Here is a 26,842-nt window from a genome sequence, read left to right as displayed (position 1 = left end):
GGCCCCTGCCCTACGGCGGGGCCTCTTCTTGTGGACAGCCTGGCTTCTCTCGTCCCCTTTGTTCCTTATCGGTATTTAAGAATTACGCCGCTCGCCAACTGGGCAAACATGGGGTTCGATTCTCAAATACCGATAAAGAACGAGAATGGGACTGTGGGGTGCCGGCGGACCGGCCGGCAGAGGACCGCCCGCGTGCGGTACCATGGGACACACCACTCTGCAAGGCTGTGGCAAACGTTCGTCCAACCGGAGGCTTCCGTGAATCCCGTCATCGTGATTCCCTCGTACTGGGCCGAGAGCCAATCTCACGGCCGGCTGGGAGAGCGCGGCTCCTACGACTACTCCACGCCCATTACCAAGCCGCTGCCAGAGCTCGAGATATGCCTCTCGTCGCTTGAGCAGGTTCGCGGCGTGGATCGTGTCATAGTCCTCCTTGTTGCCGCCCCGTCTTGCGCCAAGTCCGCGCGCGCCCGCGTGAACTCCATCTGCCGCAGCCATATGGACCTGAACCCCATCGTTATTGGTGACGAGGAGGCATCGGCGGTTCAGGAGCAGTGCTCCGGCATGTATGCCAAGCTGCAGGGCGACCCCATTGCGCTGCGGGGCTACGGTGCCATTCGCAACATGGGCCTGGCGGTTGCCTCGGCCTTTGGCCACGACGCCGTGGTCTTCCTTGATGACGACGAGGTGGCGCTCAACGAGGACTACCTCATCGACGCCGTCTACGGCCTTGACTCGCTTACCCGTCAGGACCTGCCCATCCTTGCAAAGAGCGGCTGCTACGTAGACGTGCGCAGTTCCCCCTACGCGCCCGTCCAGACGGAGTGGTGCGAGCGGCTGTGGTCCAAGCACGTTGGCTTCAACGAGATGATGAAGCGCTACCTCACCTCGCCAACGCGCATTCTCCGCTCGAGCTATCTTTGCGGCGGGTGCTGCTCCATCCACGCCTCCGCGTTCACGCGGGTGCCCTTCGACCCCTACATAACGCGCGGAGAAGACCTCGACTACCTTCTTGACCTGCGTGCCAATGGCATCGACGTGTGGTTTGACAACACATGGCACGTGCGCATGCAGCCTCCGGAGGAGATGGCGTCTACGCCATCCATCTTCATGCAGGACGTCTACAGGTGGTTCTACGAGTACCGCAAGCTCGAGGCCATGAACGGGCGCCGAGACCTGCGCACCGTCACCCCCGAGTCGCTCATGCCGTACCCGGGACCATGGCTTACCCCACAGGTGCGCTCGCGCGTGAGGGGCACGGCCACCCGACGGGCCCTTGTGGGGCGCGACCGTGCAGACTACCTGCGTATCCTGCGCACCGGCTGCCGTGAGGCGGATCGATACGCGCAGGTAGCAACCACGCGCTACCTCTCGTTTGCAACTATCTGGCCGAGCATTGCCTCGTCCATCTGGAACAGTCGATATCTCCAGCGTGAGCTCCTAAGCACGGGCTCGCCCGCGAAAGGAAGCTCCCATGAGTAATGACAACTCGGCCTCGCTCTCGCCAAGCGTCATAAACATCGCCCTTAGTGCCGTGACGGCATTCCTGCTGCTTCTTGTAGCGTGGGGCGTCGCGGAGGGTAACGTCACGGCCTCCATGCTTGCGGGTGCGGGGCTTGCCGTGGTCATCGTTGCCTTTGGCACCATCAACCTGGTGCCAGACACCATGCGCGCCGAGGCAACCGAGAGGACCCTTGCCATTGCCTCCGAGACCCTTCGCAGCTGCAACCATGGCCTCACGCCCGATAACGCCGCGCGCATCTGCCGCCTGCTGCTTCCCGAGACGGCAGCGGTGGGCATTGCCGTAACCAACACCAAGAAGGTCCTTGCCTACGAGGGCGAGCACAGCGTAGGCACGCCTGCTGGCAGCGAGAACACAGTTCCCACGCTTGAGGTCCTCGAGAGCAAGCGCATGGAGACGTTTGTATCGATGGACGACGGTGACCAGACCACGCGCCACTTCAACCTGGTCCAGAATCGCTCTGGTCGCGCCTTTGGCATCATCGTGCCGCTTCTGGTGCAGGACGAGCCCATGGGTACAATCAAACTCTACTACCGCAGCGGCACGGACATCGACCGGACGCAGCTGGCCATCGCCAAGGGCTTTGGCGAGCTCCTCTCGACGCAGCTCTCGTCCTATGAGCTTGACCGCCAAGCCGAGCTTCTCGCACGCGCCGAAATCAAGGCGCTCCAGGCGCAGATCAACCCGCACTTTCTCTTCAACACGCTCAACACCATCGCGTCACTCACGCGCACGGACCCAACCAAGGCGCGCGACCTTCTCCGCGAGTTCTCGATCTTCTACCGCCGCACGCTCGAGGGGTCCGATCAGCTCATCCCACTTTCGCGCGAGCTCGAGCAGACGCGGCGCTACCTCAAGATCGAGAAGGCCCGCTTTGGCGAGGACCGCATTCTGGAGGAGGAGTTCGTGGAGCCCGGCTGCGAGAGCCTCCCCGTGCCCTCGTTCCTGGTGCAGCCCATTGTTGAGAATTCCGTGCGCCACGCCATGCGCGAGGAGGGCGCGCTCCACATAGACATCCACGTTGCCGTGGACGGCAACGACGTGCTGGTGGCAGTGGCAGACGACGGCCTTGGCATGGACCAGAAGACGGCCGACAGGCTCTTGGCCGCGGCCTCAAAGCCCTCTGGCGAGGAGAAGGGCACCGGCATTGCCCTCAAGAACGTTGCCGAGCGCGTGGAGCGCTTCTATGGCACGGGTTCCGGTGTGGAGATCATCTCCAAGCCAGGAGAGGGAACCTGCGTGACCCTGCGACTGGGCGAGGCGGCCCTGACGTTGCATAACGGGTCCAAGGGGTAGCATACTAACGGTAAACGGTAGGCAAAGATGCTTCTTTGCGTGTCTGCGGCGGGATGTGTGCCGCAGCGGAAGGTAGGTTGTTGCAATGCTGCGTGCGATGATTGTCGATGACGAGGCTCCCGCCCGTTCCGAGCTGCGTTACCTCCTCGAGGAGACCGGGCGCGTGGATGCCATCACCGAGGCGTCAAGCGCACGCGAGGCGGTCGAGCGACTCATGGAGGCGCGTGCGGACGTCATCTTCCTTGACGTCTCGATGCCCAAGACCAACGGCATGCAGCTCGCAGAGGCGCTCCACAAGCTTAAGAACCCGCCTGCGGTAGTCTTTGTGACCGCCTACAGCGAGTATGCACTCGAGGCCTTTGAGGTCGACGCCATCGACTACCTCATGAAGCCTGTCGAGACGGACCGCCTCAACCAGGCCCTGGACAAGGTGCAGTCGCGCGTTAAGCCGCAGCCCCAGTCGCACTCCTCGGTAGAGCGCATCCCCGTGGTGAAGAGCGGCCGCAAGGTGCTCGTCCCCATCGACCAGATTCGCTACATCGAGGCCAAGGACGACTATTCCTGCATCTACACGGACGACGACCGCTACCTCTCCACGATTTCGCTTGCCAAGCTCGAGCAGAAGCTCGCGCCGCACGGCTTCTTCCGCGTGCACCGCGGCTACATCGTGAACCTCGAGTACGTCGAGGACGTCGAGGTGGTTTCCAGCGGCATCCTTCAGCTGGGCATCAATGGCATTGAGGGCAAGAAGATCTCGGTCTCGCGTCGCCGCGTGGTTGCCCTTAAGCGCGCGCTTGGTCTCTAGGGCCTGACGGGCAGCGGGAGCGACAGGGTAAGAGAGAGCAAGGCTAGGATGCGCTACGACATCATCTCGGACACGCATGGGTACCTCTCGAAGAGGCTGCTCGACGAGCTTCAGGGTGCAGACACCATAGTCCACGCGGGGGACATCTGCTCCGCGTCCGACTACCGCGCGCTCGGCCAGATTGCTCCGGTACAGCTATGCCTGGGTAACAACGACTGGTCATACGACTTTGGCCCCGAGGTCAAGCGTGTCAAGGTTTTCTTCTCGAGCGGATTGCGCTGGGAGGTCTGCCACTATCGCGAGCGGCTTGATCTCAAGCTCTGCGACATTGCCATCTGCGGCCACACGCACCGCCCGTTTGCCGAGAGGGATCGTGCAACAGGCGTGCTGGTAATGAACCCCGGCAGCCCTACCTACCCGCGTTCCGGTGGCCCCAGCATGGGGCGCATCATCTGCGAGGAGGGCAAGGTCGTCTCGGCACGAATCATCCCCCTGGATGAGGGCGAGTAAGCACCGTATCGCCGGCTATCAACGTATTGCTGCGTCCTTCTCGTCCAACATCAGCGGCACCACAAGCTTGGTGTAGAGCGCAAGCCAGATGAGCGAAACGCAGAAGCCAGCAATCACGTCGGAGGCGTAGTGGACGCCCAGGTAGATGCGGCTGATGCCGATGAGGGCGATCACCAGGCCAAAGCCAATCACACAGAGCCAGCGCACAAAGCGGTCGCGCTCGTAGTGCCACACCATCCAGGCGAGAAGTCCGTAGAACGCCATTGCCACCATGGAGTGTCCGGAGGGGAAGCTGTAGCCCGTCTCGGCGATAAGGCGAAAGCCATCCGGCCTGGGTCGCTGCACCAGCTGCTTGAGCAGGACGTTGAGCGCTACCGCGCACACCAGGTTCACCGCTGCGCAGGCTCCCGGCCGGCGGCCCGGGGCAAACGCCTCTACCGCCAGCAGCATGGCGAGAAGCGCTACGGGCTGGGCCAGCTCAGAGATTGACTCCATGTACGGCGTGAGCCACGGCTGGCGAAGCGTCTGAACAAAGAGCAGGTAGGCACCGGTGTCCAGCTTGGTGAGCTCGCCTTCGCCAACCTCCTCCAGAAGCCAGATGAAGATGCATGCAGCCACGGCCGCAAGAACCAGGCGAAGGTTCTCTCGCACCAACCTCCCAAAGGCGTGGCCCTTCTCTGCCAGCTGATCGGCCATGCAAGTCCCTTCCCGAGTACAGGGTACAAAAGGGGCGGATGCCGCAATGGCATCCGCCCCGCGTTACGTACAAGTCTAGGCCATGTGGCGCCCTGCCAGGCGGCAACGCGCCACGCACCCAGCGCCAACCCTTACAGGTAGGCCTCGAGCTCCTTCTTGAGCTCGGCCTTGGGCATGTTGCCCACCATGGTGTGGACGGGCTTGCCGTTCTTGAACAGGATGAGCGTGGGGATGGAGACAATGCGGAACCTGGTGGCAAGGTCTGCCTCCTCGTCCACGTTGCACTTGTAGACGTCGAGCTTGTCGCTCAGCTCGCCAGAGATCTCCTCGACCACGGGGCCAAGTGCGCGGCAGGGGCCGCACCAAGAGGCCCAGAAGTCCACAAGGACGGGCTTTGCGGAGCTAGTAACAACGGAATCGAACTTGTCAGTGGTGATAGGGGTTGTAGCCATGTCTGCCTCCCAGCGGATGCGGACGCCTTCGCCCGCGGTTTCGTGTCGAGACGGCTTATACCCGATTTACACTGGGTGTGACATGGGGCGCAAAATGCTATCTCCATTATCACATGTGAACGGTCGCTTGCCGTGGCGAGTGGCCCTTGGGAGAATGCAATGGCAACAGAGCGGGACAGGCGTCGCGAGGCGTACGTGGAGAAGGCCAGGGCAGAGCTTTCTGACCTGGCGGCGCGCGGCGTGCGCATGGGTGGCAACGCCTTCTCCGCGGTTGTTCTCGCCAAGGGAGATCTCTCTCCCGAGGAGCAGGCTGGCGCAGAGCTTCTTTCTGGCCCAGACGGTGTGGCGCTGAGAAAGTCGCTGGCCAAGTTGGGCTACGAGCCGGAGGATTGGTGCACGATCTGCCTTCCGGAGCCGGGGAGTCCTGGTGTGCTGCCTGCCCCCCTTGTGCGAGAGGCGCTTACGGCACTTGACCCCGCAACCCTTGTATGCTGCGACGAAGCGGCGGCGCAGGCCGTGCGTGATGCCTACGCGGATGACCTTGCGGAGCTCCAGAGCTTCCAGGAGGCGATGCTGGAACCTGGTTATGTTGTCTCTGTGCACGGGGTGCGCGTGCTTGCTCTTGGCGGGTTTGCGTCCGCCCTGAGCGACCAGCACCAGAAGCAGCTCATGTGGGCTCGGCTCAAGCAGATACCTCCCTTGGGCGAGCCCTTCTGACGTTCAAACAACCTCCAGACGCGGTATCCTTGAGCTGTATGCTGTCCATTGCGACAAGGAGCTACGCCATGCCAAACATTCCCGCACCTGTCGACGCTACCAAGACCGCGGCCTGGAAGGCGCTTCAGGACCATTACGACAAGCTGGTCTCTGAGGGCATTAGCCTCAAGGAGTGGTTCGCCGAGGACGCAGACCGCGTGGACAAGTTCTCCTACGACCTCAACGACCTTCACTTTGACCTCTCCAAGAACCTTGTGACTGAGGAGACCGTCAAGCTCCTATGCGACCTCGCGCGCGAGGTGGGCGTCGAGGAGCACCGCGATGCCATGTTCGCTGGCACGCACATCAACACCACCGAGGACCGTGCCGTGCTGCACACCGCGCTGCGCCGTCCTGCCGCAGACGCCGGCAAGCTCGTGGTGGACGGGCAGGACTGCGTCGCCGACGTCCACGAGGTTCTCGACCGCATGTACGCCTTTGCCGAGCGCGTGCGCTCGGGAGAGTGGAAGGGCGTCACGGGCAAGGCCATCAAGAACGTTGTCTCCATTGGCATTGGCGGCTCCGACCTGGGTCCGGTCATGGTGTACGAGGCCTTGAAGCCCTATGCCGACGCTGGCATCAACGTGCGCTATGTCTCCAACATCGACCCCAACGACATGGCCGAGAAGGTCAAGGGCCTCGACCCCGAGACTACGCTGGTGATCATCGTCTCCAAGACCTTCACCACGCTCGAGACCATGACCAACGCGCGCGAGGCCAAGGCATGGTTGCTCAACGGCCTCAAGGCGTCTGATGCCATCGACGGCTCTGACGCCTCTGTGGCAGAGGCCGTGAAGCACCACTTTGTGGCCGTCTCCACCAACCTCAAGCTCGTCGAGGACTTTGGCATTGACCCGCAGAACGCCTTTGGCTTCTGGAGCTGGGTTGGCGGGCGCTACTCCGTGGACTCCGCGGTGGGCCTCTCGCTCATCATTGCCTTTGGCTCCAAGGTCTTCGAGCAGTTCCTCGCCGGCTTCCACGACGTTGACCGCTATTTCTGCGAGACGCCGCTCGAGAAGAATGTCGTGGCGCTCATGGGCCTCATCAACGTGTGGTACACGGACTTCTTTGGCGCCGAGAGCCATGCGGTACTTCCGTACAACCAGTACCTGCACCGCTTCCCGGCCTATCTCCAGCAGCTCACGATGGAGTCAAACGGCAAGTCCACGCGCTGGGACGGCACGCCTGTGACCTCCACCACCGGCGAGATCTTCTGGGGCGAGGCGGGCACCAACGGCCAGCACTCCTTCTACCAGCTCATTCACCAGGGTACGCACCTAATCCCCGCGGACTTCATCGCCTTTGTAAACACGCCCAACCCCGCCAAGGATGGCGAGCAGGACGTGCACGAGCTGTTCCTCTCCAACTTCCTTGCGCAGACCAAGGCCCTCGCCTTTGGCAAGACAGCCGACGAGGTCCGCGCCGAGGGCACGCCCGAGTGGATGGTGCCTGCGCGCTGCTTCTCTGGCAACCGTCCCACCACGTCCATCTTTGGCGTCAAGCTCAACGCGCATGCGGTGGGCGAGCTCATTGCGCTCTACGAGCACATCGTGTTTGTCGAGGGCACGGTCTGGGGGCTCGACTCCTTCGACCAGTGGGGCGTCGAGCTTGGCAAGCAGCTCGCCAAGCAGATCACGCCCGCGTTCCACGACGACGAGGCGCTGGCGAAGCAAGACGCGTCGACCCAGGCGCTCATCGCGTTCTATCGCGCTCACAGGGAGTAGACGGCACGCGGGCCGCGACCAAAACTCCGCTTCGGGCGTCAATCTGACGCCCGAAGGACCGTTCTAGCAGGAATTACGTATGAAGTGGCCTCTCGGGCGTCAATATGGCGCCCGAGAGCCCCTTTTTGTGCCAATCGTGTTCGGGATTGCCCTTTGGGTGCCGTTTTCTCGCCGAAGCATACGTTTCCGCAGTGGCGGTGCGCCGCGGTTCCGGTCCACTCCCGCTCAGGCGATGAGAATGTCATTTCGTGTACACCTTGTACACGAAATGACAGAAAAACGTGTACAGACTGTACACGAAATGACATAAAAACGTGTATATCATGGTAGAAATAGCTTACGATCGTATTTGATGAGCTTGGGCGGGGATGGAGGAGACCTTGTCACAGGACTCGTTTTACATGGGGAGAAAGATCGAGAATGCCATCCGCGCTTGGTTCAAGCGCGGCGCCATGCATCCGCTGCTTATTCGCGGCGCCCGCCGCACGGGAAAGACCAGCGCCATAGAGCACGTGGGGAAAGAGCTTGCGGGTGAGGGCTTCGTCAAGCTCGACTTCCAGACGGACCTAGAGAACATCGAGCGCATCTTCGACGGTCCCACTGATGACCTCAATCGCATTGCGTCGAGAATCGCTGAGTACAAGCGCCTCTCGCTTGATCCTGAGCGCACCCTGCTCTTCTTTGACGAGGTTCAGCTGTCTGAGAAGGCCCTCAATTCCCTGAGGTTCTTCTCCGGCTCGCCATGGCGCGTCATCGCGAGCGGAAGCCTCTTGGGCGTGACCACAAAGAGCCGCCGACTCCCGTTTCCCTCGGGAGTTCGTCAGCTTGAGATGCACCCCATGGACTTTGAAGAGTTCCTTTGGGCATCTGGCGAGAAGGCAATGGCAAACGCCATACGCGAACATGCACAAAGCTGCGAGCCGTACGTGCTTCACGAGCATGTGCTCAATCTCTATCACCGCTTCCTGGTGGTAGGAGGCATGCCTATGCCTCTTCACGTCTGGCTTGAGACCGGCTCGCTTGACATGGCCATGGAAGAACTTGCGGAGATTGACGCCACCTATACGGCAGACATGACTGATCCCGAGAATGGCATCAGTGGGATTTCTGCTAAGCGTATTTGGGATAGCCTGCCCAAGCAGCTCCTTCGCGCCTCCACCAAGAAGTTCAAGTACGCCGACGTTGTGCGTGGTGGTCGGCGCGCTCGTCTGTTGGAGCCATTAGAATGGCTCGAGGCCGCTGGCGTTGTGACTCGCAACGAACTCACCAAGGATACGCATGTCCCGCTCAGCGCATATAACGACGAGGAAGGCAGTTACTTTAAGGTGTACGTTGCGGACACGGGGGTTATGTTCAAGAAATATGGCATTTCCCCGTCACTCTTCTTGGACGCCACGATTGCTTCGCAGCTCTCTTCCGACTTCCGTGGTGCTCTTGCCGAGAACTTCGTGATGCAGTCCCTGCAGGCAAATGACATCAAGACGTTCTACTGGATGCCAGAGGAGGACTCGTCGCGTGGTGAGGTTGATTTCGTCTTTCAGAACGACCACGCCGAGGTAGTGCCTGTTGAGGTCAAGTCGGCGCGCAACGTGCGTGCGAAGAGCCTACAGCGCCTTATGGCAGAGGGAGGATCACCGTATGCCATAAGGCTCTCAGAGCAAAACTTCTCGCGGAGTACCAACGAGACGGGCACTGAGCTTAGGTCGCTGCCTCTGTACGCAGCCTTCGCGATAGGATGCTAGCCCTCGCCCTAGCAGTTGCCCACGTGGACGTGCGAGAGGTACTCTCGCGCCACGTCTGCCAGGCGCATCACGGTCGCAACGGGGGTGGGCTGCGCGTTGACCATGTGCCAGCGTGGGAAGAAGCGCGTGACGTGCAGCACAATCTTCTCGTCCACGCTGACGAGCCATGCCGCCTCCTGGCGCATGGCGGCCTCGGAGTCGCTCACCCCAGGCACCACAAGCGTGGTCACCTCAAGATGGCATGTGCTGCTCGTCCCCAGCGCCTCTATGGTGTGCCGCACATCATCAAAGCTGCCACCTAGCTCGCGGTATCCCTCTGCCGAGAAACACTTAAGGTCGATGTTCGCCGCATCCACAAGTGGTGCCAGCGTGTCGATCACGTGGGCGCTGGCACAGCCGTTGGACACCAGCACGTTGGCAAGGCCGGCCTTGTGCGCCAGCACCGAGCAGTCGTGCACGTACTCCCAGCCCACCAGGGGCTCGTTGTAGGTGTGCGCAATGCCTATGACGCTTGGGTCGCGCTCCGCGCACTCAAGCGCTAGGTCAACTAGCTCCTGAGGCAAAACCTCGCGCCAGGGAACGCCCTTCTCGCCCTCCTGAGATATCTCGAAGTTCTGGCAGAAGGGGCAGCGCATGTTACACCCGTAGCTCCCCACCGAGAGCACACGCGCTCTAGGATGCCACTCTGCCAGTGGCTTCTTCTCAACAGGGTCGATCGCCACCGAGGTGAGCCGGCCGTAGTTGCCCGCCACCACGTCCCCGTCCTGACTGGTGCGCGCACGGCAGAAGCCCGTGCCGCCTTCCGGAACCACGCAGTGACGCCAGCAGACATCGCATGTTGCGCCACGGCTCACGTGTGCCTCACGACCTCAAAGCGCTCGAGCGCGCAGTCGTCGCGCCTAAGGTCAATGTGACCCTTGCCGGCGGCAATGCGCAGCTGCTCGGAGACCGTGTCCACGCCATCAAGATCTGGCAGGAGAAGCCCGCGCCGGCCATCCGCGGTGCTTACGATGACGCCGTAGCGCTTGGGATCCAGCTGGTCTGCGGACTCCACGGGTTCCGGCGCGCCCAGCACGTCCACGTCGTAGACAAGCTCGTCAAGCTCGCTGGCCGTGACCGGCGGAAAGCGCGGGTCGTGGCGTCCGGCCGAGATGGCGTTCGCGCATATCTCCTCGGCAAGGCTGTCCTGCACCGGCGCGATGGTGCCAATGCATCCCCTCAGCTCGCCGTCCTTCTTGAGCGAGACAAACGCCCCAGCGCGGGTGGAGAGCAGCTCTGCGGGCAGGCCGGGCTTCTCGTCCGGCGTGATGCGCCGCCGCTCGCGCACGTAGGTCTCGAGTGAGAGGCGAGCCAGCGAGACGTACGGGTCCTCCGCCGCCTTGCGGCGGGCCAGGTCTGCCTTGTGGAAGGCCTCGTACTGCTCGAGAAGCGCGCGGCTCTCGTCTGCGCCCTCCTTGCCAACGGGCGTGAACGCCGCCACGCCATAGCCCACGCCAAAGGGTCCCTCGTAGGAGAGAAGCTCGGGCTTGATGGCCGTGCGGTCGAGCGCGCCGGCCATGATCTGGAAGCTGCGCAGGCCGCACTCGGCCGCGCGCTCGGCAAAGCCACGGTCCATCGTGAGCAGGGGCAGCAGGTCGCCGGTCGAGAAGGCCTGCGTGACCTTCTCGTCAAACTGTGGGCCTTCCGGCGCAAAGCCGTAGGGGCCGCTCTCGAGCAGCTTGTGCGAGAGGTCGCCGGAGGCCACGTAGACCACGCGCCGGCCAAGCTCGCGCGCCACGCGCTGCACCAGCATGCCCATGTGGTAGTGGTCCTTGGGCGAGAGGCCCGAGATGCCCATGCGCACCACCTGGAAGTCCTTGGTGTGGCGCTGGATAAAGTGAAGCGGAATCATGGTGCCGTGGTCGAGCGTTGGGTCCCTCTCGCCTTCGCAGCCGGCCGAGAGGCCCTCCTGCTGGCAGGCGCATGCCAGCGCGCGAACAAACTCCTGGTCATAGGTTACCTCGTAGCGGGCCTGGGGTGCACCAAACATCGAAAAGCCGCCCCGCGCCCCGCGCCCGGGGGAGATGTGGATGTAGTCCGCGTACATGATGGCGTGCGGGCTCGAGATGACTACCGTGTCCGGCGCAAGCTCGGCAATGCGACGCCCCACCTCGTCATATGCGGCGATGGTGGCAGAAATCTTCTCCTTGCCGGAGCCCACTCCCGGAATGATGAGCGGCGGGTGCGGAACGGCGAATGCGGCAACAATGCTCATGGCAGGACCTCCTTGGTCGCTACCAGAGTCAATACCCGTTGTGGTGGGCTGTGCGCACTAGTTTCGGCATCCGGATGCCCGGCGCCGCCAAAGGCGCGAGGCGTCCTGCCTAGTGCTTACCCTTCTTGGGCTCGTGGTCGAGAAGGAAGCGAACAAGTGCCTGGTAGCGGCCCTCACTCATGGGAGCGCGGGGAATGTAGACACAGCGCTTGCTGCCAAAGTCGACAACGGTTGCCTCGTTGCTCGAACGAGAGTGCTTGAGCTCGGAGAGGGGGTACTCCACCACGCGGTCGTCCGGGCCCTCCTCAACGAGTTTGTCCTCGGTCACCACGATGTGATGCTGGTTGTTCTCGCCCATGAGGCCCAGCGTGCTCTTGCGTGCGAGGAAGGTGGCAAAGCGGCTCCAGCTGGTGGTGATGGAGGAGGTCACAACGGCAACCACGAGCAGGACCATGGTCAGCACGATGTTGTCGCCCATGGTTACAAGCACAAAGATGAGCAGGGCCAGCGAGAGAATCGCGGCACCGTTGAAGAGGTCCTTCATGCGGTCGGGGCCGTAGAGGTTGGCGGCGCGGGCCAGCTCGTACTCGCTCATCTCGTAGGTGAGCGAGAAGAGCGGCTTGCCGTACTTCTCGTCGAGCTTTGACTGGCGAACGGCTTCCTCGTTTGCCTTGCGAGCCTTTGTGCTGGGCTTCTTTGCCATGGGTCCTCCTTGTTGCCATCGCATACGTGCAGCATGGTAGCGCATCGAGGCACGCAAAGCGGACGCCGACGAGTGCGGAATGCGGCAAGCAAGGGTTGTGGGGGGGGTGTGGGGTAATTGTCAGCCAGGTGTGCTTCTCCGATGAAAAGGACCGTTCGCGCCCGCGGAGTGGTTGAGGCGCGCGCGTTGGGGAATGATATACAGCAAGCAGAGGAGCGCTGCGTGACTGGCATAGGCCTTACGCTGCGACCTGCGTGAGCTTTAAACAGCTTGGCAGCTGCCAAAAGTGGGGGCCTTCGGATCTGATCAATCCGTGGGCCCTCGTCCATTATCTGGGGCGAGAGGCTCACGGCAGCGCCGACCCTCCGCTTCCTACTTTGTCGATATTGAGTGGAACTCGTAGTCGTGGACGTGCCTCGAGACGGAGTACTCAAACGGCCGTCCGTCATCGAGGTAACCCACCTGCTCGACCTCCAGCAGCGGCTCGCCCTCGGGGACGTTGAGCCTCTTGCGCTCCTCGGCCGAGGGCATCACGGCGCGAATGACGCGATGCGCGCTGGCAATCTTGAGGCCAAGGTCCTTCTCGATAAACGAGTAGATTGATGTCTGGACGTTCTTGAGCTTGAGATCCGTCACAACATCGATGGGCATGTAGGTGTACTCAATCACGCGGGGGATGTCGTTTGCGCGCCTAACGCGACACACATGGTAGGTGAAGGAGTCGTCATCAACGTCAAGAGCCTCGGCCACATGATGTGGCGGGCGAACGACGGAGAAGTCGTACACCTCGGTCCTCACGGATTCGCCGCGCGCCTGATGCTCGGCGAGGAAGCCCGTCATCTGGCCGGAGGTATCGTTTGCGTCCGGAGCCGCGCTGGAAGTCTCGACCTTCTTCACGAACGAGCCAGACCCACGTCTGCGTGAGATAAGACCCTGTGCCTCTAGCTCGCCCAGCGCCTTGTTGATGGTGATCTTGCTTACCTCGTACTGCTCGCACAGCTTGCTTACCGAGGGAAGCTGGGAGTAGGCCGGATACGTCCCGTTCTTTATTGCAAGGCGCAGGTCATCAATGACGATTTGATACTTGAGCACGTTCTCGCCCCTCTCGGTAATAGACATGTCAACTGTAAACCGAGTACCTACCTCTGGCAGCTGGGACAACCGTCCACCGCTAAATATCTACCGCTAAAAGTAAACCTGCTCTCAATCTAGACAAAGCAGCCATGCAAATATAATCTAACATGTGAAGTTAGAGACAAGCACATGTCCAAATGACACTCGACATCCGGCATTAGCCGGAAGGGAAGGGGGTAAGCAAGCGGTGGCACAGCAGACCTACAAGCTGCCCGACGACTTCTTCTTTGGCGCTGCGATGTCTGGCCCGCAGACCGAAGGTCACTGGCGCGACGGCGGCAAGATTGAGAACCTGTGGGACACCTGGTCCAACCTCCGGATCGAGGACTTCCACAACCGCGTTGGCTCCTACGCAGGAAACGACTTCACCAACCGTCGCCACGATGACCTGGTGCTCCTCAAGTCTTTGGGGCTCACCTCGGTGCGCACGTCCATCCAGTGGAGCCGACTCCTCGACGCAGATGGCAACATCAACCCAGAGGGCGAGAAGTACTACCACGAGCTCTTCGCCGACGCCCGCGAGGTGGGCATCGAGATGTTCGTGAACCTCTACCACTTTGACATGCCCACGTACCTCTTCAAGCGCGGCGGCTGGGAGAACCGCGAGGTTGTTGAGGCGTACGCACACTACGCGGGCAAGGCATTCCGCGCCTTTGGCAAGGAGATTCGCTACTGGTTCACGTTCAACGAGCCCATCGTCGAGCCCGACCAGCGCTACACCAACGGTGTGTGGTACCCGTTCATCAGGAACTATGCCCGTGCCCGCGCGGTGCAGTACAACATCTCGCTGGCTCACTCCCTTGCCGTCCGCGAGTACCGCGCGGCAAAGCAGGAGGGATACCTTCTCGACGACTCGCGCATTGGCCTTATCAACTGCTTCACGCCGCCCTACACGCGCGAGAACCCCAGCGCAGCAGACCTCGAGGCCGTGCGCATGACCGACGGCGTGTGCAACCGCTGGTGGCTTGACCTCGTGACCAAGGGCGAGCTGCCCCAGGACGTCATCGACACGCTCGCCTCGCGCGGCATCGAGCTGCCTGCGCGCCCAGAGGACAAGCTCATCCTGGCTGACGGCAAGGTCGACTGGCTCGGCTGCAACTACTACCACCCCGAGCGCGTCCAGGCTCCCGCCCAGGACACGGACGAGAACGGCATCCCCAGGTTTGCCGACCCCTACGTCTGGCCCGAGGCCGAGATGAACAAGAGCCGCGGCTGGGAGATCTATCCCAAGGGCCTCTACGGCTTTGCCATGAAGGCCCGCGACGAGTACCCCGAGCTTGAGTGGTTTGTCTCCGAGAACGGCATCGGCATCGAGCGCGAGGACCTCAAGAAGGACGAGAACGGCGTCATCCAGGACGACTACCGAGTGGACTTTGTCCGCCGTCACCTCGAGTGGATTGCCCGCGCAATCCAGGACGGCGCCAAGTGCCGCGGTTACCACTACTGGGCCGTCATCGACAACTGGTCCTGGGCCAACGCCTTCAAGAACCGCTACGGCTTTGTTGAGGTTGACCTCGAGGACGGGTACAACAGGCGACCCAAGAAGTCTGCCGCCTGGCTCAAGCAGGTAGCTACGACCCACGTGGTCGACTAGCTTATATCTGGTAGCAAGATTGGAAAGGGGAGAGAACATGGCCGAGGACACCGCCGAGAAAAAGTCATTTCTCGACAGCTTTGCGGAGGTATCTGCAAAGGTAGGCAACCAGGTTCACCTGAGGAGCCTGCGCGACGCATTCGCGACCGTCATGCCCATCTACATCCTGGCGGGCATCGCGGTTCTTATCAACAACGTTGTGTTCCCGCTGTTCCTTACAGGAGACGCGCTGGCCAATGCGCAGTACTGGGGCAACGCGGTCACCCAGGGCACGCTCAACGTGGCAACGATCGTGCTCGCGGGCATCATCGGGTACTGCCTCGCCAAGAACAAGCGCTTTGAGAACGCTATTGCTTGCGTGGTCATTGGCATCGCGGCCCTGTGCATCATGATGCCCCAGAGCGTGAACAGCGCTGCGGCGTCCATCCAGGACTTCACCGAGCTCACCTACAAGAGCACTACGGACAAGGACGCGGAGCCCTACACCGTGACGCGCGAGGAGGTCGAGTCTGGCCTTGCCATCCCCGATGGCTACGAGATTTCTTCCGTTGGCTCCAACAGCGTCTCAAACGTGTTCACCAAGACCTACACCGGCACCAACGGCCTGTTTGGCGCCATCATCATTGGCCTTGTCGCCACCACCGTGTTCATCAAGTTCTCCCAGAACGAGAAGCTCCGCGTGAACCTGGGCGAGGGGATCCCGCCTGCGGTTGCAGACTCCTTCAACACCATGATCCCCATGCTCATCACGCTCGCGATCTTTGGCCTTGTCGCCGCTCTGCTCCACGGTATTTGGGCGACCGACCTCATGACGCTGATTAACACCTGCATCGCCGCCCCGCTCAAGGGCTTCGTGAACGCAGGCCCCTGGTTTGTCATCCTGGTCTACACGCTGGCCAACCTGCTCTTCTGCCTGGGCATTCACCAGTCCACGATCTCTGGCGTGCTTGCTGAGCCCATCCTCACCATCCTCATCACCGAGAACATGGCCATGTTCGCCGCTGGCGAGCCCATCCCCGCGGACCACTACATGAACATGCAGATTATCAACACCTTCGCCCTTATCGGTGGCTCTGGCTGCACGCTCATGCTCCTCGCCGACACGTTCCTGTTCTCCAAGAACAAGGCCTCGAAGGACATCGCCAAGCTGGCCCTGCTCCCCGGCATCTTCAACATCAACGAGCCCGTCATCTACGGCTACCCCATCGTGTACAACCTGCCCCTGATCATTCCGTTCGTGCTCATCCCCGACCTGTTCATTGGCCTGACCTACGGCCTCACCTGCGCCGGCATCCTGGCTCCCTGCGTGGTCATGGTTCCCTGGACCACCCCGGTCTTCATCTCTGGCTTCCTGGCCGTAGGCGGCGGCACCGCCGGTGTGGTCGCAGTGATCTGGCAGGTCATCGAGTTTGCGCTTGGCATGCTCATCTACCTGCCTTTCATGAAGGTTTCCGAGCGCGCTCAGGCCAAGCAGGCCGAGCTCGCCAACGCGGAGGCCTAGCGAAGGGCTACGTTCTATCGAGTTGTTCCCGGCCGGCGCGAGGTCGTGCCACGGCTTGCGCCGGCCGGTAGGGCGCCAAACCCCTGCAGGCGAGGCGCACCCGCGTGCCAGACCGCTGCGGCAGGCGAGGCGCACCAAGCGCTGCCCCCTGGGGAAGGCGCGCCAAGAGAGGGAAAGGGAAGTTGTCCCGTCGCGAGGGCGGCGAGGCCAAAGAAGTGGGAGTTTCACCATGAAGACCATTCTGCTCGCTTGCAATGCCGGTATGTCCACCAGCCTCCTCGTCCAGAAGATGCAGAAGGAGGCCCAGGCCCAGGGGCTGGACGTCCAGATCAAGGCAAACCCGCTGAACAAGGCGCTCGAGATGATTGACCAGGCGGACTGCCTGCTCCTTGGTCCCCAGATTGCTTATGCCAAGAAGGAGGCCGTCGAGGCCGCGGGCGACAAGCCCGTCGCCGTCATCGCGATGGTCGACTACGGTCGCATGAACGCCAAGAAGATCCTCGACGACGCCATGAAGCTGATGGGCGAGTAGGACCTGGCGCCTAGGCGCAGTGCACGGCACGGCATCACTTGTCATAAACAGGCGCGGAAGCGCGGAAGGGGACGGCATGGCCACCGAAGAAGACACCCTCGAGGCAAACCAGGAGACGGCATTCCAGATCATCGCCACCGTGGGTTCGGCAAAGTCGCAGTACATCGAGGCTATCCAGAAGGCGAAGGAGGGCGATATCGCAGGCGCCAAGGCCCTTATCGAGAGTGGCAACAAGGATTTCAACGAGGGGCACACCGCGCACCTGTCGCTTCTCCAGCAGTCCGCCATCGACAACAAGAACGTGACCTTCTCGCTCATCCTTGTGCACGCGGAGGACCAGCTCATGCAGGCCGAGTCGTTCCGCATCATCGCCGAGGACTTCATCGACGTGTACGAGAAGATTAACGCCAAGAACTAACCCAAGGCCTACCCGGGAGAGCTTCGGTTACATTGCCCCTCCCTCTTTGCGCCCGTCAGTCCCCTCACTGGCGGGCGATTTCTGTGCCGCGGATCGAGCTGGACGGTGCCTGCGGTCTTCTCGCCCTGCCGTTCTTTGTCGCGTTTTCGTGGCGCGAGAGTGACGCGGCGCCTTCTTTGGTACAGTGTTCTCCAGCGCGTTGGATGGGTGCGGGTGACGCAACACCTCGAACCTGGTCAGGGCCGGGAGGCAGCAGCCATAAGGGGCCTCTGGCGGGCACCCGTTCCCATCGAGCGCGCTGTCATGCCCCATGGGTCGTGGCAGCCACGGCCGCTGGGGCTTTTTTGTAGCCCGCTTGCTGGATGGCATTCTCGCCTGAACTGGGAGCCTTCATGGGATTTGTCGACTTTATCGCCAACCTGCTGCGCGATCCGCGTGCGGCCATCGCCGGCTGGATCGCGGCTGGGCCGGTTACCGCGTACGGCTTTGTCTTTCTCATCATCTTTGTCGAGACGGGTGTCGTGTTCTTCCCGTTCCTACCGGGTGACTCGCTGCTGTTTGCGTCCGGGTTCTTTGCGCAGGGCGGTGGGTTCAACATCTTTGCGCTTCTCGGCGTGGCTTGGGTCGCTGCCATCCTGGGAGACCAGTGCAACTTCATGATTGGGCACTTCTTTGGGACGCGGATTGTGGCTTCGGGTAAGGTCAAGGCCATGACCCCAGAGCGCATGGAGAAGAGCGAGAAGTTCCTGGACAAGTGGGGCCACCTGGCCATCTTCCTGGGGCGCTTCTTTCCGTTCATCCGCACGTTCGTGCCGTTTATCGCCGGCATGGGCGGCATGCACTGGCGCAACTTCGTGGTGTTCAACGTGCTGGGCGGCGTTACGTGGTCCACGCTGTTCACGCTGCTGGGGTACTTCTTCGGCGGGATTCCTGCGGTGCAGGAGCACTTCGAGCTGGTGGTCGTGGGCATCATCCTGGTGTCCGTGATTCCGGCCGTTGCCGGGGCGATTCGCGCGCGGCTGCACGCCAAGAAGGCCGCCGACGCCGAGTAGCGTGCGGTCGGGAGCGCTGGTCGCCGCCACAGGGCCGGGTTGTCGCCGCTGTTGCCAGCTTGCGTCGCAGCCCTCATTGCCTCGTTTCCCGAACGTTTAAGGTGGTCTAACTGGCGAAATCTCGCGGCATTTGCTTATTGCCGCGCTCTCAGAACGTTTAGGCGGGTCTAAACGTTCGGAATTTTCCTAAACGGTGAGAATCGGCGGCATTTGCCGCGAAGCGCCGGGAAACGGGGGATTGTCGCCGATGCCTTTTCGCATAGCGCAATAGTGTGTACAATTTTGCATTCAAGTTCCTGAAAATCCCAGTTGAGTTTTTCGGTGCGCTGCCAAATTGTACAGATTTGTTTATTGCGACACCGAACTCGTTGATCGATAGACCCGCAAACGGCTTCACTGCCGGTCGGGGAACGCAACATGCTGTTTGTGCCTTTTGAAACGCATCTTATGACGAAAGAACAAGACCTTAATCTCCGAGTCCTATTCTCAAGCCGTAGCGGCACCTCTCCCACATCATTTAGGCGCCGCCGCGGCATCCGGCTCTTCTCCCATTCCCTCCGGATGCATCCCGCGAGGGGCCTGGCGCTGTAGCTGGGCCCCCATTTTTGTGGCTCATGGGGCTTGCGCGGGCGGCGCAGATGCAAACGAGAAGAAATTCGACATTTTCGCCATTGAGAACGACGTTATCTGTCGAATTTCTTCTCCGCGGTACCAGCGGCGGGCGCCGATGAGGAGCGGGCGTCGATGAGGAGTTGGTGGGCAGAACCACGTCATGCGCCAATGGTGACAGTCAGACAACCATTCGCGCCAAATGGGGGATGTGGCGCGCGCGGCGCCGTACCGTATGTTCAGACGACAACCTCCCTATGCCGTCTTGCACCAACGTCCGGGGCTCTCCCTCCCGTTTACGGCCCGGACGCACCAGAGCACGTGGGGCCCGACCGCGCATCCGGGCCCCACTATTCTTATCTTGCTCAAGAGCGCGCCCGTCCGCCGGACGTCTGAAGAAGCGCTACATTACGGTGTGACAGCTGCAGCCACAGGCATTACAGAGGGAGCCCATGAGTCCCGACCACCTCGACCACCAAGGCTACAAGGACCCGCGGTCACGCCAGCCGCATGCACGCGCTGCTACATCGCACAGCGACGCCCCGCGCGCCCGTCAGGTCGCGCGCCGCGGCAGGCTGCAGCCCATAGCCCCGCTCGCACTTGTCCTGGCAGCCGTTATGGTGGTTGTTCTCGTCCTCGTTGCGCGGGGCTGCGCCACGGACAACGCGTCGGGCCAGATGGAAGCCGGTGCCCAACAGGCTGCGGATGACCGGACCTCCACGCAGCCCGCGGACAGCGTGAGCTTTTGTGCCGTTGGCGACAACCTTGCCAACGAGAGCACCCTCACCTACGCAGACTCGTGGTCGGGCACCACGGGCGACCTCATCTATGACTTTGGTCCGCTCTACGACAACGTTCGCAATGCCATCTCCGGCTATGACGTTGCCTTCGTGAACCAGGAGACAACCCTTGGCGTCTACCAGGGGCACGGCTACGCGGGTTATCCCAGTTACAATACGCCGGACTCCATGGCTCAGGCGGTGTCCGGCGCGGGCTTTGACGTGGTGAATACCAACTCAAACCACATCTACGACACCTGGACGGACTCAATCCTCAACGCCCAGAAGGTCTGGGCGGGCTACCCCAACATTACGGTCATTGGCTCCTATGCCAGCGAGCAGGACCGCCAGAACGTGCGGACGGTCGAGAAAAACGGCATCACGCTGGCGTTTCTCTCGTACAGTTACGGCCAGAACGGCTACACGCAGAGTCAGCTGCCAAACGACTACTACGCCGTCCCCTGGGACGAAGAAGCCATGAGGGAAGACATGGCCCGCGCCAAGGAGAAGGCAGACTTTGTGATTGTCTATCTCCACATGGGGACCGAGTACACCAACACGCCAAACGAACAGCAGGTAGAAGCCGCGCAGGCATGCGCGGATGCGGGCGCGGGGCTGGTCTTGTGCAGCCATGCGCACGTGATTCAGCCCATGGCGTGGGTCCAGCCTTCGGATGGCTCTGGCTCCACGCTCGTGGCGTATGGGCTGGGGGACTTTGTCTCGGGCTACCACAAGCCCGACTGTGTTCTCTCGGGCATGCTGAGCTGCGACTTTGTCCGTGGCGAAGACGGTGCGGTGGGCATCCAGAACGTGGTGTGGCACACGCTCATCGAGCACGCGGAGGGTGATACGGATACCGTCTACCTGGCGCGTGACTACACCGATGACATGGCGTCTGCAAACGAGCTGCTGGCCGACCTCGACAATCCAGGAGAGTGGATTCGCTCCACCACCAGCGAGGTCATGGGCTCGGAGTTCCAGATAGACCAGTGACGGCATGGACAACGCCAACGCCGGCGCTGCTGGCATTGCCGCTGCCTTCCACCGCTGCTGGTCAGCAGCTGCAATTTGCGACGAATAATTGACCGGATGCGCCCCTCTTTGGTGCCGCGTACGCCCGCTGCCTACCCTTATCGTCGAACAAGCGGCCCTCGGGGCCGGAGGGAACGTAAGGGGAGTGGGAATGGCTAAGAGCACAACGAGAAGGAAGTTCATCGGCTCGACCATCGCGTCGGTTGGCCTGCTGGGCGTCACTGCCGCCGCAAACGTCGCGGCGAACAAGTTCAGCTCGCTTCTCGACCACTACGTGGGCGGACGTCCTGCGACGGTCGAGAAGGTCGAGGGCTCCGAGGGCTGGGATGCGGAGTACTACACTTCGGACTACCGCGGCCGCAACCAGGCAACCGAGGCTGCCAACGAGCTGGTCACCGAGATCGAGGCCGAGGGCATCGTCCTCATGAAGAACGACAACGCCGCGCTGCCGCTCTCCACGTCCGAGACCGTGAGTATGCTCGGTCGCTACGCAGCCGACCCGGTCTATGGCGGCGCTGGCTCCGGTACCGTTGACGCCAACTCCTGCATCAACTTCTACCAGGGCATCAGCCAGGCGGGCTTCACCATCAATGACACCGCCTACGACTGGATTAACGACAACTACTCCAACTACGCCAAGGCTGCCATCACCATGGACAACCCGGCCACGGCCTCCTACTACATTGGCGAGATTCCCTGGTCCGACTACAGCTCCGACGCCCAGTCTTCCATTAACGGCACCGTTGGCCTGGTCTTCATTGGCCGTGGCGGCGGCGAGGGCGGCGACCTCTCCCGCAACCTCAAGGCAGACGTGGAGTCCGGCGTCTCCGAGAACTTCACGGCCAACAGCGAGACGGCCAACTACGAGGACGGCCAGCACGAGCTCGAGCTCACCGCCGAGGAGAAGAGCGTCATTGCGGCTGCAAAGGCGGCCTGCACCAAGGTCATTGCGGTGCTCAACCTCTCTACCTCGATGGAGCTTGGTCCCCTGGTCTCCGGCGACTATGAGGTCGACGCGATTCTCGAGGTGGGCTCCATTGGCGCCACCGGCGCGGCTGCGCTTGGCCAGGTGCTTGCCGGTACCGTGAACCCCTCGGGTAAGACCACGGACATCTGGGCTGCAGACTTTACGGCAGATCCCACGTTCAAGAACTTTGGCGGCAAGCGCTACACCGACATCGAGAACTACTACGCCAAGAACGCCAACAGCACCGCTTCCGACGGCACCGCCTACTTCGTGGAGTACGCGGAGGGCCTCTACTATGGCTATCGCTACTACGAGACCGCAGCCGTCGAAGCCGAGGCAGGCAACTACGACGGTTTCGACTACGACAAGGCCGTTGTGTTCCCGTTTGGCTATGGTCTCTCGTACACCACGTTCTCCCAGACGCTCGACTCCGTGAATGCGGACGACGAGAAGGTCAAGGTTGAGGTCACGGTTTCCAACACGGGTTCCGTTGCCGGCAAGGACGTCGTAGAGGTGTACTACTCGGCCCCCTATATCGCAGGTGGGCTCGAGAAGGCAGCCGTCGTGCTGGGCGGCTTTGCCAAGACCGATGCGCTTGACCCTGGTGCGAGCCAGCAGGTCATCATCGAGTTCCCCGTGCGCGACATGGCCTCCTACAGCTCCGACGAGCAGGCGTACGTGCTCGACGCGGGCGACTACGTCATCAGCCTCCGCACCGACTCGCACACCGTCGTGGACCAGAAGACCGTGTCCCTCTCGGCCAAGAAGTACACGACCGACTCCGCCACCGAGGCGCAGATCACCAACAAGTTCGACGACATGACGGAGTACATGGAGAAGAACGTCAAGACCATGTCCCGCAAGGACTTCAAGGGGACCTTCCCCGAGGAGGCCGCCGACAAGAGCGCGGCGGACTGCGGCGTGGAGCTTGTGGAGTGGAAGCTCGAGGACCACGAGGACCCCAACGCCACGATGCCAACCACCGGGGCGGACAACGGCCTGCAGCTCATTGACATGCGCGGCCAGGACTTTGACTCCGAGGCGTGGAATGACATTCTCGACCAGCTCTCCGTTGAGGAGATGGCCGCCTGCCTGAACGACGATGCCTACAACACCCCCGAGGTCGAGTCCGTGGGCAAGCCCGCAACGGTAGAGCCCGACGGCCCTGCCGGCTTCACCTCGCTCACCGGTCCCACCGGCAACTGCTCCTACTGCTCCGAGGTCGTTATGGCGCAGACCTGGAACGTGGAGCTCATGCACCGCATGGGCCAGATGGTTGGCCAGGAGGCCCTGGCCTCTGCGTACAACGGTTGGTACGCGCCGGCCATGAACACGCACCGCTCGCCCTTCGCCGGCCGCAACTTCGAGTACTACTCCGAGGACCCGCTGCTTGCCGGCAAGATTGGCGCGGCAGTGGTGAGCGGTGCCGCCGAGAACGGCTGCTATGCCATGATCAAGCACTTCGCGATGAACGACCAGGAGTCCTACCGCGTGCAGCACGTCTGCACCTGGGCCACCGAGCAGGTTGCGCGCGAGATCTACCTGCGTCCGTTCGAGACCACCGTCAAGGAGGCCACGTACGAGATGAAGTACATCTCGGACGACAAGGGCACAGTCTCGACCAAGACCATGCCCGGCTGCACCGGTGTGATGAGCTCGTTCAACTACGTTGGCGCCGAGTGGGCCGGTGGCCGCAAGAGCCTGTGCACCGGCGTCCTGCGCGACGAGTGGGGCTTCAAGGGCATGGTCATCACGGACTTCGAGCTCTATGACTACATGAACAAGAACCAGGCCATCTATGCCGGCACCGACCTTCAGCTCACCTACTCGGCAATGACCGGCGAGTACCAGGGCACCAACACGGCGACCGTTGTCTCTGAGATGCGCGAGTCCATGCACCGCGTGCTCTACACCGTTGCCAACTCCAACGCGATGAACGAGATGGTGCCGGGCTCCAAGATTACCTACGGTGTTGCCCCGTGGCAGTACGGCGTGTGGGGCGGCTCGGCGGTGCTCGTCGCCCTGGCGGCGTTCTTCGGCTACAAGGCCGTGAAGAACCACAAGCTCATGGGCGCCGAGGGCAAGGACGGAGAGGCTGTCGATGTCCCCGAGGTCAAGAAGGGCGACAAGAAGGCGTCTGACGAGAAGTAGCAAGGCAGTTCTACTCGCATAAAGCAAGCGGCCCGTCCCCGGGTGGGGGCGGGCCGCCGTTGTGTGAAGTGCCTTCTCGCCTTAGAACGCGGGGAGGACGTCTTGGCCGTACGTGTCGGAGAGGTACTGCTTGAAGTCATCGCTTGTGAGGACACTGACCAGCGCGGCAATACGGTCGTCGTCCTTCTTGTCCGGCGTGGTCACGATGTAGTTGGCGTACTGCTCTACGGCCTTGCCGTCCTTGGACTCCACGGCCACGGCGTCCTTCACGTGGAAGCCCGCCTCGATGGCGTAGTTGCCGTTGATGACGGCAAAGTCAACATCTTGGAGCTGGCGCGGCACTGCAGCTGCCTCGACCTCAACAAACTGCAGGTTGTGGGGGTTCTCGGCAATGTCGACCGAAGTGGCCTCAAGGTTGTCGGGGTCCTTGAGCGTGATGAGGTTCTCCTGTTGGAGGAGAAGGAGCGCGCGGCCCTCGTTGGTGGGGTCGTTGGGAACGGCAATCTGCGCGCCGTCTGCGATGTTGGCGAGGTCAGAGGACTTGCCAGCGTAGATGCCAAACGGCTCGTAGTGGATGGCGGCCACACCCACCAGGTCTGCGCCGTTCTCGTCGTTGTAGTTGTTGAGGTAGTTGATGTGCTGGAAGTAGTTGGCATCGACCTCGCCCGAGCTGGTCACCTGGTTGGGGATGATGTAGTCGGTGTACTCCTTGGTCTGGAGGTCGATGCCCTGCTCCTTGAGCTTGGGCGCGGCAAAGTTGTTGAGGATCTCTGCGTGGGGTGAGGGGGACGCGGCAACCGTGAGCGTCTGGCTCTGCGCCGAGTCGCTGGCGGCAGAGCTGCTGGAAGACGAGCTGGAGCCGGAGTTCCCGCAGGCAGCGAGGGTGGTTGCGGCAAGTGCGGCGAGGCCGGTGCCAATGAAGTTCCTTCTGGTGAGCATGACGGGTTCCTTTCTGTTGGAAAAATGATGAGAGTGGTGGTAGGAGCGCTGCCGAGAAGCGCAACGCGTTCCTGCTAGCGGTGGTCGATCTTCTTTGCGATGGCGTCGCAGGTGCTCTGGATCACCTGCACCAGGATGATGATGAGCACGAGAGTGGCGATCATGACCTCGTCCTGGTAGCGGTAGTAGCCGTAGCGGATGGCGATGTCGCCCAGGCCGCCCGCGCCAACTGCGCCTGCGATGGCCGTGTAGCCCAGGACCGCGATCAGCGTGATCGAGATGCCGCGGACAATGGAGGGCAGGGCCTCGGGAAGCAGGGCGGAGACCACGATGCGCGGGATGGACGCCCCGCAGGCCTCGGCTGCCTCGATTGCGTCGCGCGGGACCTCGGCCAGGGACTGCTCGACCATGCGCGCCACAAACGGCGTGGTGGAGAGCACCAGGGGAGGAATCACGCCCTGCACGCCGGTGGTGGTGCCAACCAGGGCGCGCGTGACCGGGAACATCGAGACCAGAAGGATGATGAACGGGATGGAGCGCCCAATGTTCACCACCCAGCCGAGCACGGCATTCAGGGTGCGCATGGGGTGAAGCCCGCGCGGTGCGGTGACGCAGAGAACAACGCCCAGGAAGATGCCTATGACGTACGAGAAGGCCGTGGACACAAAGAGCATGACTAGCGTGTCGGCAAGCCCCTCGCCAAGAAGCGAGCCGTACTGGGTGAAGAAGGATGCGAGGCTACTCATCCCAGCTCTCCTTTCCCAGAAGCTGACGGGTCACTTCGTGCTGCGGGTTTGCGAAGACCTCGGCGACGCTGCCTTGCTCGACCACGTTGCCAGAGACAAGCACGGCAACGTCCTTGCAGATGTCCTCGACAACCTGCATGGAGTGGGTGATCACGATGATCGTGACGCCCGTCTCGACGTTGATCGTGCGCAGGAGGCGCAGGACCGATGCCGTGCTTGCGGGGTCGAGGGCCGAAGTGGCCTCGTCGCAGAGGATGTAGTCCGGATGGCATGCCAGCGCGCGGGCGATGGACACACGCTGTCTCTGGCCACCCGAGAGCTGCGCCGGATAGGAGCTGGCGCGGTCTGCGAGGCCAACGCGGTCCAGGTAGCCCAGGGCCTCCTCGCGGTTCTCTGCCGTGACCTTGCCCGTGCTAGCAAGGTAGGGGAAGCAGACGTTCTCCAGGGCGGTCTTCTGTGCGAGAAGACCAAAGCCCTGGAAGATCATGGCCACGTGGCGGCGGTACTCGCGGAGTGCGGCACCTTTGAGGTTGGTTACGTCCACGCCGTCAACCACCACGCGCCCGGAAGTGGGCTGCTCGAGGAGGTTGAGGCAGCGGACCAGCGTGGACTTACCGGCACCGGAGATACCAATGATGCCAAATACGTCGCCGGTGGGGATGGTGAGGGACACGTCGTTGAGGGCGTGGACGCTGCTGCCTCCCTCGAAGGTCTTGCAAAGATGTTCCAGAGAAATCAAAACGTGCGCTCCGCTCGATGCTGCCTGCTGGTAAAGTGCACGACCCTGTGCAAAAGCCGTGCTGGTAAGACGCCCGGTCCCTTCGCGCTGGCGGCCCGCGCCGGGTGATGCGGCAGGTTGCTAGCGACGAGGATGCCCGGGCTTGGGCATCTGCTGGCGCATGAGCGCAAAGGTGTATGTGCTGCTCGT

General features: G+C 62.0%; 23 protein-coding genes and 1 other RNA gene. 15 read left to right on the top strand and 9 right to left on the bottom strand.

Annotated elements, in window-relative coordinates; translation table 11 throughout:
* Window positions 1-258: 258 nt before the first annotated feature.
* The 4 genes from NVS32_RS02735 (at window position 259) to NVS32_RS02720 (ending at window position 4,133) form a co-directional block, all read left to right on the top strand.
* Entirely contained in the window at window positions 259-1,482 is a 1,224-nt protein-coding gene (locus NVS32_RS02735; protein WP_258498545.1) for a hypothetical protein, read from the top strand.
* Window positions 1,475-2,818, top strand: a complete 1,344-nt coding sequence (locus tag NVS32_RS02730; RefSeq protein ID WP_258498544.1) for a sensor histidine kinase — start codon at window positions 1,475-1,477, stop codon at window positions 2,816-2,818. Before NVS32_RS02735 ends, NVS32_RS02730 begins: the two co-directional genes overlap by 8 nt.
* Before the next feature lie 85 nt (window positions 2,819-2,903).
* Complete coding sequence (locus tag NVS32_RS02725; protein WP_199589539.1) at window positions 2,904-3,623, top strand: LytR/AlgR family response regulator transcription factor; 720 nt, start codon at window positions 2,904-2,906, stop codon at window positions 3,621-3,623.
* 48 nt (window positions 3,624-3,671) lie between these two features.
* Window positions 3,672-4,133, top strand: coding sequence for a metallophosphoesterase family protein (locus NVS32_RS02720; protein ID WP_258498543.1), 462 nt, complete (start codon window positions 3,672-3,674; stop codon window positions 4,131-4,133).
* Between the two features lie 18 nt (window positions 4,134-4,151).
* Here the strand turns inward: NVS32_RS02720 and NVS32_RS02715 are convergent, their stop codons facing one another.
* Both NVS32_RS02715 and trxA read right to left on the bottom strand, forming a co-directional pair.
* A complete protein-coding gene (locus NVS32_RS02715; protein ID WP_118111619.1) occupies window positions 4,152-4,829 on the bottom strand; it encodes a phosphatase PAP2 family protein in 678 nt (225 codons plus the stop codon).
* 131 nt (window positions 4,830-4,960) lie between these two features.
* Window positions 4,961-5,281: a thioredoxin gene (gene trxA, locus NVS32_RS02710; protein WP_032110617.1), complete on the bottom strand. Its 321-nt coding sequence runs from the start codon at window positions 5,279-5,281 to the stop codon at window positions 4,961-4,963.
* Between the two features lie 159 nt (window positions 5,282-5,440).
* On the opposite strand from trxA, the gene NVS32_RS02705 reads away from it, so the two are divergent.
* The 3 genes from NVS32_RS02705 (at window position 5,441) to NVS32_RS02695 (ending at window position 9,503) form a co-directional block, all read left to right on the top strand.
* The gene (locus NVS32_RS02705) at window positions 5,441-5,998 is read left to right on the top strand and encodes a hypothetical protein (protein ID WP_258498542.1); all 558 of its coding nucleotides are present in this window, start codon (window positions 5,441-5,443) and stop codon (window positions 5,996-5,998) included.
* Between the two features lie 68 nt (window positions 5,999-6,066).
* Window positions 6,067-7,761 (top strand): glucose-6-phosphate isomerase, encoded by a 1,695-nt coding sequence (gene pgi / locus NVS32_RS02700; protein WP_258498541.1) that lies wholly within the window; start codon window positions 6,067-6,069, stop codon window positions 7,759-7,761.
* A gap of 380 nt (window positions 7,762-8,141) precedes the next feature.
* Complete coding sequence (locus NVS32_RS02695) at window positions 8,142-9,503, top strand: ATP-binding protein (protein WP_258498540.1); 1,362 nt, start codon at window positions 8,142-8,144, stop codon at window positions 9,501-9,503.
* Between the two features lie 8 nt (window positions 9,504-9,511).
* Here NVS32_RS02695 and NVS32_RS02690 read toward each other — a convergent pair whose 3' ends face one another.
* The 4 genes from NVS32_RS02690 to NVS32_RS02675 all read right to left on the bottom strand — a co-directional run bounded on the left by NVS32_RS02690 (window position 9,512) and on the right by NVS32_RS02675 (window position 13,552).
* Complete coding sequence (locus NVS32_RS02690; protein ID WP_258498539.1) at window positions 9,512-10,357, bottom strand: radical SAM protein; 846 nt, start codon at window positions 10,355-10,357, stop codon at window positions 9,512-9,514.
* Window positions 10,354-11,757, bottom strand: a complete 1,404-nt coding sequence (gene amrA, locus NVS32_RS02685; protein WP_258498538.1) for an AmmeMemoRadiSam system protein A — start codon at window positions 11,755-11,757, stop codon at window positions 10,354-10,356. Before amrA ends, NVS32_RS02690 begins: the two co-directional genes overlap by 4 nt.
* Before the next feature lie 109 nt (window positions 11,758-11,866).
* Window positions 11,867-12,460 (bottom strand): hypothetical protein, encoded by a 594-nt coding sequence (locus tag NVS32_RS02680; protein WP_258498537.1) that lies wholly within the window; start codon window positions 12,458-12,460, stop codon window positions 11,867-11,869.
* Between the two features lie 372 nt (window positions 12,461-12,832).
* Complete coding sequence (locus tag NVS32_RS02675; protein ID WP_118078273.1) at window positions 12,833-13,552, bottom strand: GntR family transcriptional regulator; 720 nt, start codon at window positions 13,550-13,552, stop codon at window positions 12,833-12,835.
* A gap of 229 nt (window positions 13,553-13,781) precedes the next feature.
* Between NVS32_RS02675 and NVS32_RS02670 the strand changes: the two genes are divergently transcribed.
* The 8 genes from NVS32_RS02670 (at window position 13,782) to NVS32_RS02635 (ending at window position 24,229) form a co-directional block, all read left to right on the top strand.
* Complete coding sequence (locus tag NVS32_RS02670; protein ID WP_258498536.1) at window positions 13,782-15,188, top strand: glycoside hydrolase family 1 protein; 1,407 nt, start codon at window positions 13,782-13,784, stop codon at window positions 15,186-15,188.
* A 37-nt stretch (window positions 15,189-15,225) separates the two neighbouring features.
* Entirely contained in the window at window positions 15,226-16,689 is a 1,464-nt protein-coding gene (locus NVS32_RS02665) for a PTS sugar transporter subunit IIC (protein ID WP_118078263.1), read from the top strand.
* 229 nt (window positions 16,690-16,918) lie between these two features.
* Window positions 16,919-17,221, top strand: a complete 303-nt coding sequence (locus tag NVS32_RS02660; protein WP_118078262.1) for a PTS sugar transporter subunit IIB — start codon at window positions 16,919-16,921, stop codon at window positions 17,219-17,221.
* Window positions 17,222-17,297: 76 nt separating this feature from the next.
* Window positions 17,298-17,639, top strand: a complete 342-nt coding sequence (locus tag NVS32_RS02655) for a PTS lactose/cellobiose transporter subunit IIA (protein ID WP_118078261.1) — start codon at window positions 17,298-17,300, stop codon at window positions 17,637-17,639.
* A gap of 200 nt (window positions 17,640-17,839) precedes the next feature.
* Window positions 17,840-17,935: signal recognition particle sRNA small type (gene ffs, locus NVS32_RS02650), an RNA gene on the top strand.
* A gap of 96 nt (window positions 17,936-18,031) precedes the next feature.
* Complete coding sequence (locus NVS32_RS02645) at window positions 18,032-18,691, top strand: DedA family protein (RefSeq protein WP_258498535.1); 660 nt, start codon at window positions 18,032-18,034, stop codon at window positions 18,689-18,691.
* A gap of 1,061 nt (window positions 18,692-19,752) precedes the next feature.
* Window positions 19,753-21,072, top strand: coding sequence for a CapA family protein (locus tag NVS32_RS02640; protein WP_258498534.1), 1,320 nt, complete (start codon window positions 19,753-19,755; stop codon window positions 21,070-21,072).
* Window positions 21,073-21,262: 190 nt separating this feature from the next.
* Window positions 21,263-24,229 (top strand): glycoside hydrolase family 3 C-terminal domain-containing protein, encoded by a 2,967-nt coding sequence (locus tag NVS32_RS02635; RefSeq protein WP_258498533.1) that lies wholly within the window; start codon window positions 21,263-21,265, stop codon window positions 24,227-24,229.
* Window positions 24,230-24,310: 81 nt separating this feature from the next.
* Here NVS32_RS02635 and NVS32_RS02630 read toward each other — a convergent pair whose 3' ends face one another.
* From NVS32_RS02630 to NVS32_RS02620, 3 genes are all read right to left on the bottom strand, one after another.
* Complete coding sequence (locus NVS32_RS02630) at window positions 24,311-25,168, bottom strand: MetQ/NlpA family ABC transporter substrate-binding protein (protein ID WP_258498532.1); 858 nt, start codon at window positions 25,166-25,168, stop codon at window positions 24,311-24,313.
* Between the two features lie 74 nt (window positions 25,169-25,242).
* Window positions 25,243-25,914: a methionine ABC transporter permease gene (locus NVS32_RS02625; protein ID WP_258498531.1), complete on the bottom strand. Its 672-nt coding sequence runs from the start codon at window positions 25,912-25,914 to the stop codon at window positions 25,243-25,245.
* The gene (locus NVS32_RS02620; RefSeq protein ID WP_258498530.1) at window positions 25,907-26,653 is read right to left on the bottom strand and encodes a methionine ABC transporter ATP-binding protein; all 747 of its coding nucleotides are present in this window, start codon (window positions 26,651-26,653) and stop codon (window positions 25,907-25,909) included. Before NVS32_RS02620 ends, NVS32_RS02625 begins: the two co-directional genes overlap by 8 nt.
* Window positions 26,654-26,842 lie beyond the last annotated feature (189 nt).

It is taken from the genome of Tractidigestivibacter montrealensis, from assembly GCF_024741235.1.
Lineage (GTDB): Bacteria > Actinomycetota > Coriobacteriia > Coriobacteriales > Atopobiaceae > Tractidigestivibacter > Tractidigestivibacter montrealensis.
Note: the sequence above shows the minus strand (reverse complement) of the source record. Positions and strands in the feature narration are given on the sequence as shown.